Source organism: Flavobacterium buctense, assembly GCF_014486695.1.
Lineage (GTDB): Bacteria > Bacteroidota > Bacteroidia > Flavobacteriales > Flavobacteriaceae > Flavobacterium > Flavobacterium buctense.
In genome coordinates, this window is the sequence record NZ_JACTAB010000001.1 from 644,811 (window position 1) to 656,560 (window position 11,750).

Consider the following 11,750-nt stretch of genomic DNA (forward strand, 5'->3'; position numbering starts at 1 on the left):
AATCTATTCTAACAGAAGAGCTAAAGCTGCCTTTGCTGCCTTTAATGCTTTCTCACAAGCTTTACCCATATCGATTTGAGCATCGCCTGTTGAATCAACGCAACCTCTTGCCGTTGCGTTTTGTCCTGTTGCGTCATCTGTAACACCTCTTCTACAACATACTTGAGTAACTGTAGTCTCGTTCTCTTTAGTCAGATTCTTTTTTTCTACTATGTCATTTGCAAAAACACCACTAGTCATCAATAACATTGATGATAATAAAAATAATTTTTTCATAAATTTAGATTTAAATTAATAAACCCAAAGCAAAAAAAAAAAATCGTAATAAGCGAGTTTTTCGCGTTAAAAATTTGTTAAATTTATAATATTATTCTGTTTTTTTTAAAAATAAACTCTTATAAACGGCATAAACGCATCGCCATACAAATCTTTATCCTTGTCAAATAACAAATTGAATCTTGCTCCAATCGTTACATTATCGGCACGATAACCACCACCAATGTATAAACCGGTATTCCAAAAACTTCTTTTTACATTATCATATAAATCAGCATAAGAAGTATTGACATGCACTTGTTCCACTTCCAAAGAAAGCTGAATTTCCTCTATCGGATTGAACAAGCCAATAACATTTCCCCCAACCACATTGGAAGAATAAAAATTCTTTTGCTTTAAATGGCTGTATTGTAATCCGGTACCCAAAGCAAAGTGCTCATTGAAATTGTAAATGGCACTTGGTGCTATGGTAATGTCTGTAAAATCATTACCTATGGCCAAACCTAATCCACCACCAAATTGAACATGATCCCAAAAACCATCTGTTTTAGCTTTTGGTATGTTTTGTTCTTGAGTAAATCCAAAGTTGGGAATCATCAATAAAAAGAGGAATGACAGTAACTTTGCCAATGTTTTGACTGTATTCTTTTGCATAGCTTTGTATATATTTAATTAGCGTTATAAATATACTAAAATGATTGAAAGATTATTACAAATGTCATACTTTTGCAACTGATTTTCTAATACTAAGAATATTTACTGATAAAATCATGGATAGGTTTTCCTTTTTAAACGCAGCACATACCGAATTTTTTGCCGATTTATACGAACAATACCTTCAAAAACCCGATAGCGTAGAGCCAAGTTGGAGAGCTTTTTTTCAAGGTTTCGACTTTGGAATGGCGACTTATAATGAAGAGAATGCCGTGTCAGAATTAGCCAATTATGCCGCTAGTGTTCCGCAAAACGGACAGGTTTCGGATAAATTGCAAAAAGAGTTCAATGTGTTGAAATTGATTGATGGGTACAGAACCCGTGGTCACTTATTTACTCAGACCAATCCGGTTCGTGACCGAAGAGTTTATGAACCGAATTTAGATATCGAAAACTTTGGTCTTACTTCAGCTGATTTAGATACTGTATTTGATGCTGCCAAAGTATTAGGTAAACAACCTTCTACCTTAAAACAAATTCTTGCGCATTTGAAAAGCATGTATTGCCAACACATCGGTATCGAATACATGCACATGGAAAATCCGATTTATGTCAATTGGGTTCAAGAAAGAATCAATAAAAACGACAACCAACCGAGTTTTGACGCCGAACAAAAGAAACACATTTTAGGCAAACTAAACGAAGCGGTTTCTTTCGAGAACTTTTTGCATACCAAATACGTTGGACAAAAACGTTTCTCATTGGAAGGTGGCGAAAGCATCATTCCGGCCTTAGATGCCTTGATTGAAACTGCTGCCGAAAGAGGTGTTGAGCATTTCGTAATGGGAATGGCACACAGAGGAAGATTAAATACGTTAGCCAATATTTTTGGCAAAGCCACCCAAGATATTTTCTCCGAATTCGATGGAAAAGATTACGATAAAGAATATTTTGATGGTGATGTGAAGTATCACTTAGGGTTAACGTCGGAAAGAAAAACCCAATCGGGTAAAAAAATCAATATCAATTTGGCACCGAATCCATCTCACTTGGAAACGGTTGGTGCCGTGATTGAAGGCATTACCCGTGCCAAACAAGACAAATATTTCCCGGATGATTTCTCTAAAGTATTGCCTATTGCCGTTCATGGTGATGCGGCTGTGGCCGGACAAGGAATCGTGTACGAAATTGTGCAAATGGCGCAATTAGACGGCTACAAAACCGGTGGAACCATTCATATTGTAATCAACAACCAAGTTGGTTTTACCACGAATTATTTAGATGCCCGTTCGTCCACGTATTGTACCGATGTGGCGAAAGTGACTTTGTCGCCAATACTTCACGTGAATTCGGATGACGCAGAAGCGGTAGTTCACGCCATGTTATTCGCGTTAGATTTCAGAATGGCATTCGGAAGAGACGTTTTCATCGATTTGTTAGGTTACAGAAAATATGGGCACAACGAAGGTGATGAACCTCGTTTTACCCAACCGCTTTTATACAAATTGATTGCGCGTCACAAAAACCCAAGAGATATTTATTCGGAGCAATTAATCACTGCCGGAATTGTCGATGCCGCTTATGTGACTAAAATAGAAAACGAGTACAAAGCCAAGTTGGATGAAAATCTACAGGCTTCCCGCAAAAAAGATTTGACAATTATCAAACCATTTTTACAAGACGCCTGGGAAGGTTTTGTTCAAGTTTCTGATGACGAAATGTTGAAGAAAGTAGACACGACTTTCGATAAAAAGAAATTGGATACCATCTTGGAAACCATTTCGACTTTACCATCAGATAAAAAATTCATCAGCAAGATTTCCAAAATCGTTACCGATAGAAAAACGATGTACGACAATGACGTTATCGATTGGGGAACAGCAGAAACCTTGGCATACGGTTCATTATTAACCGAAGGCTACGATGTGCGTATCTCAGGACAAGACGTCGAAAGAGGAACCTTCTCGCACCGTCATGCCGTAGTAAAAGTAGAAGACAGCGAAGAAGAAGTAATTCTGTTGAATGCAGTAAAAGGCAAAAAAGGGAAGTTCAATGTATTCAATTCCTTCCTTTCAGAATATGGCGTTTTAGGGTTTGATTATGGTTATGCCTTAGCCAATCCAAACGCGTTAACCATTTGGGAAGCACAATTCGGGGATTTCTCTAACGGTGCCCAAATCATGATTGACCAATACATTTCGTGTGGTGAAGACAAATGGAACAACCAAAACGGAATCGTATTATTATTGCCTCACGGTTACGAAGGACAAGGAGCAGAGCACTCTTCGGCACGTATGGAGCGTTACTTACAGTTGTGTGCGAAACACAATATGTATGTAGCCGACTGTACCACTCCGGCGAACTTCTTCCACTTGTTGCGTCGCCAAATGAAAACCAAATTCCGCAAACCGTTGGTGGTATTCTCACCAAAAAGTTTGTTGCGTCACCCATTGTGCGTTTCCACTCGTGAAGACTTGTACAAAGGCAGTTTCCAAGAAGTGATTGATGACACCATCGACAAGAAAAAAGTAAAAACCGTAGTTTTCTGTACCGGAAAATTCTACTATGATATTTTAGCCGAAAGAGAAAATTTAGGCAGAAATGACGTAGCTTTGGTACGCATCGAGCAGTTGTTCCCGTTACCGGTGGAACAGTTAAAAGCCGTGATTGCGAGTTATCCGAATGCCGACGATTTCGTTTGGGCACAGGAAGAACCAAAAAACATGGGTGCTTACAGTTATATGTTAATGAATTTCGACTTGGTGTCATGGAGATTGGCTTCATTAAAAGCTTATGCCGCACCGGCCGCAGGAAGTCATACAAGAGACAGAAGAAGACATGCCGATGCTATTAGAATGGTATTCGACAAGAATTTATTCAGATAATTTAGGAGCTTAATCCCGCTTTCCGCAGTATCTTTTTTGTCACCTCGTGCGCAGTCGAGAGGCAATGGATAAAAAAAGGATACTTGCTGCAATCGGGGCTAAAAAACACAAACAACACAACATTTATAATTTAAAATTCATAATTTAAAATACAATAAAGATGATTTTAGAAATGAAAGTCCCATCACCGGGAGAATCGATTAAAGAAGTAGAAATTGCAACTTGGCTGGTAAAAGACGGCGATTATGTAGAAAAAGACCAAGCCATTGCTGAGGTGGATTCTGACAAAGCAACCTTAGAGTTACCGGCAGAAGCCAGCGGGATTATCACGCTAAAAGCAGAAGAAGGTGACGCAGTAGCCGTAGGCGCTGTAGTTTGTTTAATCGATACTGATGGCGCAAAACCAAGTGGTTCTCCCGAAGCTTCGGGACCGGCAGCAGAAGTTAAAGCAGAAGCACCAAAAGCAGAAGAGAAAAAAGTAGAAGCTCCAAAAGCAGCTCCGGTAGCAGCCACTTATGCAGCACAAACGCCATCTCCGGCCGCCAAAAAAATATTGGACGAAAAAAATATCCAGCCTTCTGACATCGTTGGAACAGGAAAAGACGGCAGAATCACTAAGGATGATGCTGTAAATGCTGTACCATCCATGGGAACGCCAACCGGTGGAACACGTGGTTCAGAAAGAACAAAATTATCCATGTTGCGTCGTAAAGTAGCGGAAAGATTAGTTTCTGCGAAAAACGAAACCGCCATGTTGACTACGTTCAACGAGGTGGATATGACCAACATCTACGCGTTGCGTGAGCAATACAAAGAAGAATTTAAAGCCAAACACGGTTTAGGTTTAGGTTTTATGTCGTTCTTCACCAAAGCGGTAACTCGCGCTTTACAATTATTCCCGGATGTTAACTCGATGATTGACGGTCAAGAGAAAATTTCATATGATTTCTGTGATATTTCCGTAGCAGTTTCAGGGCCTAAAGGTTTGATGGTTCCGGTAATGAGAAACGCAGAAACGTTATCGTTCAGAGGTGTGGAAGCCGAAATCAAAAGATTAGCAATTCGCGCTCGTGACGGACAAATTACTGTAGACGAAATGACCGGCGGAACATTCACTATCTCAAATGGTGGTGTTTTCGGAAGTATGTTGAGCACGCCAATTATCAATCCGCCACAATCTGGAATCTTAGGAATGCACAATGTTGTGGAAAGAGCTATCGTAAGAAACGGACAAATCGTAATCGCTCCGGTAATGTTCGTAGCTTTATCGTATGACCACAGAATCATTGACGGACGTGAGTCGGTTGGATTCTTAGTGGCTGTTAAAGAAGCGTTAGAAAATCCGGTGGAAATTTTGATGAACAACAACCCTAAGAAAGCTTTAGAGCTTTAGGGTTTCTACCTGCCTCGGATGAGGCGCCTATATATTAAATCCCGTTTGGTTTTCTGAACGGGATTTTTCGTTTATTTGCATACTGCGTGAGTGATGGGAGCAAGTACCGCGTACTGCATTTGATATTAAGAGGAGGAAGCCCTGTGGGCTTCAGGTATTTTTTAATTGCGTTAGGGATTGCAGAGGAAATCCTTTTCAGGATTGTTTTTGAGCAATACTGAAAAGATTGGAACGAAAAGCCCGACCCTTGTGGTAACGCCCAAAAAATAATAGAGATACTGAAATAAATTCAGCATAAATGAAGAAAAACCAAAAAGAAGCGGCGATAGGATTTATTTTTATCACGATGCTTATCGATATTACCGGTTGGGGCATTATCATTCCGGTAATTCCTAAATTAATTTCCGAACTCATTCAAGCCGATATCAGTGAAGCGGCCAAATATGGCGGTTGGCTGACTTTTGCTTATGCCATAACGCAGTTTATCTTTGCGCCTTTAATCGGGAACTTGAGCGACAAATTTGGCCGAAGACCGATTATTTTAATTTCGCTTTTTGCCTTTTCCTTAGACTATTTGTTGTTGGCTTTTGCCCCAACGATTGTATGGCTTTTCATAGGAAGAATTATTGCGGGTTTAACCGGCGCGAGTATCACCACGGCTTCGGCATATATAGCTGATGTCAGTACGCCTGAAAATAGAGCCAAAAATTTCGGGATGATAGGTGCTGCTTTTGGTTTAGGCTTTATCATTGGCCCGGTGATTGGTGGATTGTTAGGGCAATTTGGTTCGAGAGTACCATTTTATGCGGCGGCTGCTTTGTGCATGCTGAACTTTTTATACGGTTATTTTATTTTACCCGAATCGTTGCCTAAAAAGAACCGTCGCGAATTTGAATGGAAGCGTGCCAATCCTATAAATGCCTTACTAAACCTAAAAAAATACCCTTCCATAATCGGACTGGTTATTGCGATTTTCCTTTTGTATGTGGGTTCCCATGCCGTGCACAGCAACTGGAGTTTCTTTACCATGTACCGTTTCAATTGGGATGAAAAAATGGTTGGGATTTCTCTTGGCGCTGTCGGATTGTTGGTCGGAATTGTGCAAGGTGGTTTGATTCGTTGGACCAGTCCGAGATTAGGGAACCAAAAAAGCATTTACATTGGGTTGTCTTTATACACCGTTGGAATGTTGTTGTTTGCTTTCGCCACAGAGAGTTGGATGATGTTTGCCTTTCTTGTCCCTTATTGTCTTGGAGGCATAGCCGGACCGGCTTTACAATCGGAGGTTTCCGGTAAAGTTCCCGCTAACGAACAAGGCGAGATTCAGGGAACTTTAGCTAGTTTAATGAGTGCTTCGGCTATTATTGGGCCACCAATGATGACTAACACGTTTTACTTTTTCACCCACGATGAAGCGCCGTTTCAATTGCCCGGCGCACCTTTTATTTTAGGTAGTTTTTTGATGTTGATTAGTACATTTTTAGCTTATTATTCAATGAAAAAGCATTTTAAGCCAGCATGATTTAAATTATTTTAAGTACAAACAATGATTGTAATAATCAATAATGGCTTTGCCTTCTAATAAAACATCAGCACCAATAATCCCATCAACGGCTTTGGCTTTATATTGTTGCAAGGCTTCATTCACATGCGTCATGTCAAAGATTACCAAGTGCAATTCAGTAGTTTTCCAACGGCCGATTTGTAAAAAATTGTTTTTTGCAATCTGAGTTATCATACCAGTTCCGCCTGCACCAGAAGCTTTCGTTTTAGATTTTCGGGCTTTTAAACGGAATCGTTCAATACTGTCAAAACCCACACAGCTATTAGAAGCACCGGTATCCAAAATAAAATTTCCCGAAATGCCGTTAATCGTTGCTTTAATTAACAAATGTTGGGTTTTGGAAACTTTAAAATTGATTTTCTTATATTTTTCTTTTTTCAGTACGTCCTGCAGATTTTTCATAGTTTTGTATTGATTCTCAAATGTAATCTAAAATCCATTATCCTAAAAAATTCTCTATAAACTTAGTACCTTAGCACCTCATAACCTTAGTGCCTTTAATCCCAATGATTTTAACCGATACTCATACCCATCTTTATTCAGAAGAATTTCAAAACGACCGAACGGCTATGATTCTAAGAGCTATTGATGCCGGTGTTTCCCGTTTTTTTGTGCCATCTATTGATTCGACATACACTCAAAAAATGTATGATTTGGAAACCCAATTTCCGGAAAATGTATTTTTAATGATGGGTTTGCATCCGTGTTATGTCAAACCGGAAACCTACCTTGAGGAATTGGCACATGTGGAAAGAGAATTAGAAAGCAGAAAATTCTACACTGTAGGCGAAATCGGGATTGACTTGTATTGGGACAAAACTACTTTGACGATTCAACAGGAAGCTTTTCAACGCCAAATCCAATTGGCTAAAAAACATGGTTTGGCCATCAATATTCACTGTCGCGAAGCTTTTGACGAAGTTTTCGAAGTTTTGGAGAGCGAAAAGGCAACCGACTTATTCGGTATTTTTCATTGCTTTACCGGTGATTTCGGTCAAGCCAAAAGAGCCATCGACTTGAATATGAAACTCGGAATTGGCGGCGTGGTTACTTTTAAAAACGGAAAAATCGACCAGTTTCTGAATGAAATCGATTTGCAACATATTGTCTTGGAAACCGATTCGCCTTATTTGGCTCCGGTGCCATTCCGTGGTAAGCGAAATGAAAGCAGTTACACTAAATTGGTAGCCGAAAAATTAGCCCAAATTTACCAACTTCCGATTGAAGAAATCGCCCGAATTACCACTGAAAACTCAAAGGCTATTTTTGGGATTTAACAAAGAAATCACCAAAAATTGAGATTTTTTTTGTTCTTTTGTTCCTCAAAATTGAAAGATTCAATGCAGAAATTCGATTCTATTCGTCCGTTTTATGATACTGAAGTGAATGAAGCCATTCAATCTGCAGTCAATCATCCGATGATGAAAGCTTTAATGGGTTTCACCTTTCCCGATGTTGACGAAGAAGTATGGAAAAGCCAACTCAAAAAAACGCATTCGATTCGTGATTTTCAATGCAATTTTATTTACCAAGCGGTGCAAAAAGTGTTGAAGAAAAGCTCAGAAGGCTTAACCACTTCAGGGTTTGAAAAATTAGAGCCCAATACTTCTTATCTTTTTATTTCCAACCACAGAGATATTATTTTGGATACTTCACTATTGAACGTTGCTTTGTTTGATCATGGATTAGTGATGACAGCTTCGGCCATTGGGGATAATTTGGTACAAAAATCATTTTTGAAAACCTTGTCAAAACTCAATAGAAATTTTTTAGTACAAAGAGGATTGTCTCCAAGAGAATTGTTGGAAAGTTCTAAATTGATGTCGGAATACATCGGTCAGTTATTGCTGCGTGAAAATCGTTCAGTATGGATTGCCCAAAGAGAAGGCAGAACAAAAGACGGTAACGATGCCACACATTCAGGGGTTTTGAAAATGCTTGGAATGGGCTCGGATGAGAAGAACTTGATGGATTATTTTAAAAAGTTAAAAATCGTTCCGGTTTCTATTTCATATGAATATGATCCGACTGATGCGCTGAAAATGCCACAGTTAATCGCTGAAGCCAAAAATGAAATCTATATCAAAGAGAAAAACGAAGATTTTGTTACTTTATTAAGTGGAATTATTGGTCAAAAAAAACGGATTCATATTCACATTGGGGATGTTTTAGACAGAGAATTGGATGCTATTGCGGCCGAATTTGACAATAATAACAAACAGATTCAAGCATTGGCACAATCCATTGACGATTCCATTTTGCAGAGTTATATGTTGTGGCCTACGAATTATATTGCTTATGATTTGTTGTACAAAACAGACCAATACAAAGGCTTTTACACCGAAAACGAAAAGTCACTTTTTGAAAGAAGATTGGAGATGAAAATTGACGAAAACAATCCTCAAATGTTGGAAAGTTTCTTGGCGATGTATGCCAATCCGGTTGTGAATAAATCCAAATATCAGAATGCAATCTAAACCCAATATATTGCTGATTTACACCGGTGGAACCATCGGGATGATGAAAGATTTTGAAACCGGTGCGTTAAAAGCTTTCAACTTTAAAAAGTTATTGCAAAAAATCCCAGAACTAAAGCAATTGGAGTGTAATATCGAAACGGTTTCGTTTGAAAAACCCATCGATTCTTCGAACATGAATCGAGAAAAATGGGTAAAGATTGCCCAAATCATAGAAGACAATTATCTGAATTTTGACGGTTTTGTAGTGCTTCACGGTTCGGATACCATGTCGTATTCGGCTTCAGCTTTGAGTTTTATGTTGGAGCATCTGACTAAACCGGTAGTCTTCACCGGTTCGCAATTACCTATCGGAGATTTAAGAACCGATGCCAAAGAAAATTTAATTACAGCCATTCAAATCGCCTCTTTACAACAAAAAGGGAAGCCCGTTATTCAGGAAGTTGGTCTTTATTTTGAATACAAATTATACCGTGGTAACCGCACCACAAAAATAAACGCTGAGCATTTTAACGCTTTCACTTCGCCTAATTATCCGCCATTAGCAGAATCGGGAGTTCATTTGAATGTTAATCCGAATGCGGTCTTACAAAAACAATCGGCCAAAAAATTATCAGTGCATAAAGAACTCAATGAGGATGTAGTAATTGTAAAAATGTTTCCGGGAATAAATGAAGCGGTTTTATCTTCAATTGTTTCTATTCCTAATTTAAAAGGAATCATTTTAGAGACTTACGGTTCAGGCAACGCGCCAACCGAAGATTGGTTTATCCAGATTTTAAAGAAAGCCATTAAAAGTGGTTTACATGTAGTCAATGTGACACAATGTTCCGGTGGAAGTGTGAATATGGGACAATATGAAACCAGTACACAACTTAAGAAAATAGGTGTAATTTCCGGGAAAGACATCACGACCGAAGCCGCAATTACCAAATTAATGTATTTACTAGGGCAAAATGTGGCGCCAACAGTTTTCAAAACCATTTTTGAGACTTCTTTGCGTGGTGAAATGCAATAACAAATTGCCAAACTAACTTTTTTTACTGAAAAAATTTGTTGTTCTTTGCAACTCCAAAAAGAGAGGTGTCCGAGTGGTTGAAGGAGCAAGCCTGGAAAGCTTGTATGTGGGTAACTGCATCGTGGGTTCGAATCCCATCCTCTCTGCAAAACCTTTGTTCATCCCAATGAATTAAGGTGTTTTTAGAGTTTTGTTTATAAACTCTGTGTCAAATGTGTGTCAAATATTTTGCGGTTTGAAAAATTCAATATTTTTCAAGCGGTAAAAAAAAATGTCTGTACTCAACGAAAAAACAAAAAATGCGAAAATTTCCGTTTTTGTAGATTTTATTCCGGCTGAATTTCGCCAAGCAAAAGACTGGTTAATAGTCTATTACGCTAAAAATCCTTTAACCCAAAAATTAGAAAGACAACGTGTTAGAGTTCCTAAAATCAAGGGAAATAGTGAACGTTTGCGCTTTGCTAAGAAAATGGTAGTGGAGGTAAACGGGAAATTACTTTCCGGCTGGTCGCCCTTTTTAGAAGAAAACGGAAAAAATTTCAAAGGATGGAATGAAGCGATCTTTGATTTTGAGAAATATCTAAAGAAACAATTTGACGATGGTGGATTGCGTTTTGATTCTATCAGAACATACACCTCTAATCTTTCTTTGCTAAAAGAGTTTATAAAAACTAAAAAGTTAAAGATTGATTTTGTGTTACAATTCAATAAGTCGATCTGTGTTCAATATCTTGACTGGATTTATATGGAACGCAATAATTCACCTCGAACTCGTAATAACCATTTAATTTTTTTACGTCTGCTGGGTAATTATTTTTTACAACGTGGTATTCTAGCTGAGAATCCAACAACTGGATTAAAAAATCTTCCTAAGACAGTTAAGAAGCGCATTTACATTCCTGACGATATACGTGTCAATATTAAAAAAGAAGTGTTACAGTACGGTAACGGCTATTATTGTTGTTGTATGATGATTTATTATTGCATGATTCGCAATACGGAATTAGGTAAAATGAGAGTCAAACATATTAACTTGGAAGAAAACAATATTTTTATACCCAAAGAAATTTCTAAAAACAAAAAAGACGAAACCGTTACAATTTTGGATAACTTTAAATCAGTCATTGCAAAACATATTAAAAATGCGCATCCGGAAGATTATCTTTTTTCTAATGACAGTTTTTTACCGGGGGAAAAAGTACTGGAGCGAAAAAAGATTTACAGACAATGGCAAAAATTACAAGAAAAACTGGGATTCAAAAAAGAGTATCAATTTTACTCTTTAAAAGATACTGGAATTACTAATTTATTTTTGTTAGGTCTACCGGCAATAAAAATTAGGAATCAAGCTCGTCATTCATCTATACAAATTACCGAATTATATACGCCTAGAAATATGGGTTGTGATGAAGCAATTCGTCTTACAAAAAATAAATTTTAAAATAGAAATGTTTTTTGCGTTCAGTTTGTTTTTGTTTTTTTT

Annotated in this window: 10 protein-coding genes and 1 tRNA gene; 8 read left to right on the forward strand and 3 right to left on the reverse strand. The window is 38.1% G+C overall.

All coding sequences use genetic code 11. The annotated features are described in order from the left end of the window. Positions 1 to 3: 3 nt before the first annotated feature. Positions 4 to 276 (reverse strand): hypothetical protein, encoded by a 273-nt coding sequence (locus tag ICG50_RS02840; RefSeq protein ID WP_187659389.1) that lies wholly within the window; start codon positions 274 to 276, stop codon positions 4 to 6. Between the two features lie 105 nt (positions 277 to 381). Then, entirely contained in the window at positions 382 to 930 is a 549-nt protein-coding gene (locus ICG50_RS02845; protein ID WP_187659390.1) for a hypothetical protein, read from the reverse strand. A 116-nt stretch (positions 931 to 1,046) separates the two neighbouring features. Between ICG50_RS02845 and ICG50_RS02850 the strand changes: the two genes are divergently transcribed. From ICG50_RS02850 to ICG50_RS02860, 3 genes are all read left to right on the forward strand, one after another. Next, positions 1,047 to 3,815 (forward strand): 2-oxoglutarate dehydrogenase E1 component, encoded by a 2,769-nt coding sequence (locus ICG50_RS02850; RefSeq protein ID WP_187659619.1) that lies wholly within the window; start codon positions 1,047 to 1,049, stop codon positions 3,813 to 3,815. 160 nt (positions 3,816 to 3,975) lie between these two features. Next, on the forward strand, positions 3,976 to 5,208 hold the full coding sequence (gene odhB / locus ICG50_RS02855; RefSeq protein ID WP_187659391.1) for a 2-oxoglutarate dehydrogenase complex dihydrolipoyllysine-residue succinyltransferase: 1,233 nt from the start codon (positions 3,976 to 3,978) through the stop codon (positions 5,206 to 5,208). A gap of 298 nt (positions 5,209 to 5,506) precedes the next feature. After that, entirely contained in the window at positions 5,507 to 6,730 is a 1,224-nt protein-coding gene (locus ICG50_RS02860; protein ID WP_187659392.1) for a TCR/Tet family MFS transporter, read from the forward strand. A gap of 6 nt (positions 6,731 to 6,736) precedes the next feature. Here ICG50_RS02860 and ICG50_RS02865 read toward each other — a convergent pair whose 3' ends face one another. Further along, positions 6,737 to 7,174 (reverse strand): retropepsin-like aspartic protease, encoded by a 438-nt coding sequence (locus ICG50_RS02865; protein ID WP_187659393.1) that lies wholly within the window; start codon positions 7,172 to 7,174, stop codon positions 6,737 to 6,739. Positions 7,175 to 7,278: 104 nt separating this feature from the next. Here ICG50_RS02865 and ICG50_RS02870 point away from each other — a divergent pair, with 104 nt between their 5' ends. From ICG50_RS02870 to ICG50_RS02890, 5 genes are all read left to right on the forward strand, one after another. Beyond that, positions 7,279 to 8,049: a TatD family hydrolase gene (locus ICG50_RS02870; protein ID WP_187659394.1), complete on the forward strand. Its 771-nt coding sequence runs from the start codon at positions 7,279 to 7,281 to the stop codon at positions 8,047 to 8,049. Between the two features lie 63 nt (positions 8,050 to 8,112). Then, positions 8,113 to 9,249 (forward strand): 1-acyl-sn-glycerol-3-phosphate acyltransferase, encoded by a 1,137-nt coding sequence (locus ICG50_RS02875; protein ID WP_187659395.1) that lies wholly within the window; start codon positions 8,113 to 8,115, stop codon positions 9,247 to 9,249. After that, complete coding sequence (locus ICG50_RS02880) at positions 9,239 to 10,267, forward strand: asparaginase (protein WP_187659396.1); 1,029 nt, start codon at positions 9,239 to 9,241, stop codon at positions 10,265 to 10,267. Before ICG50_RS02875 ends, ICG50_RS02880 begins: the two co-directional genes overlap by 11 nt. A gap of 59 nt (positions 10,268 to 10,326) precedes the next feature. After that, positions 10,327 to 10,413: transfer RNA gene (locus ICG50_RS02885), tRNA-Ser, on the forward strand. A 125-nt stretch (positions 10,414 to 10,538) separates the two neighbouring features. Continuing rightward, the gene (locus ICG50_RS02890) at positions 10,539 to 11,708 is read left to right on the forward strand and encodes a tyrosine-type recombinase/integrase (protein ID WP_187659397.1); all 1,170 of its coding nucleotides are present in this window, start codon (positions 10,539 to 10,541) and stop codon (positions 11,706 to 11,708) included. The last annotated feature ends 42 nt before the right edge of the window (positions 11,709 to 11,750 follow it).

Bases quoted from the DNA above. Each gene is read 5' to 3' on its own strand.
- ICG50_RS02865 (WP_187659393.1), bottom strand. From the start codon at position 7,174: ATGAAAAATCTGCAGGACGTACTGAAAAAAGAAAAATATAAGAAAATC.
- odhB (WP_187659391.1), top strand. From the start codon at position 3,976: ATGATTTTAGAAATGAAAGTCCCATCACCGGGAGAATCGATTAAAGAA.
- ICG50_RS02860 (WP_187659392.1), top strand. From the start codon at position 5,507: ATGAAGAAAAACCAAAAAGAAGCGGCGATAGGATTTATTTTTATCACG.
- ICG50_RS02840 (WP_187659389.1), bottom strand. From the start codon at position 276: ATGAAAAAATTATTTTTATTATCATCAATGTTATTGATGACTAGTGGT.
- ICG50_RS02880 (WP_187659396.1), top strand. From the start codon at position 9,239: ATGCAATCTAAACCCAATATATTGCTGATTTACACCGGTGGAACCATC.
- ICG50_RS02890 (WP_187659397.1), top strand. From the start codon at position 10,539: ATGTCTGTACTCAACGAAAAAACAAAAAATGCGAAAATTTCCGTTTTT.
- ICG50_RS02850 (WP_187659619.1), top strand. From the start codon at position 1,047: ATGGATAGGTTTTCCTTTTTAAACGCAGCACATACCGAATTTTTTGCC.
- ICG50_RS02875 (WP_187659395.1), top strand. From the start codon at position 8,113: ATGCAGAAATTCGATTCTATTCGTCCGTTTTATGATACTGAAGTGAAT.
- ICG50_RS02845 (WP_187659390.1), bottom strand. From the start codon at position 930: ATGCAAAAGAATACAGTCAAAACATTGGCAAAGTTACTGTCATTCCTC.
- ICG50_RS02870 (WP_187659394.1), top strand. From the start codon at position 7,279: ATGATTTTAACCGATACTCATACCCATCTTTATTCAGAAGAATTTCAA.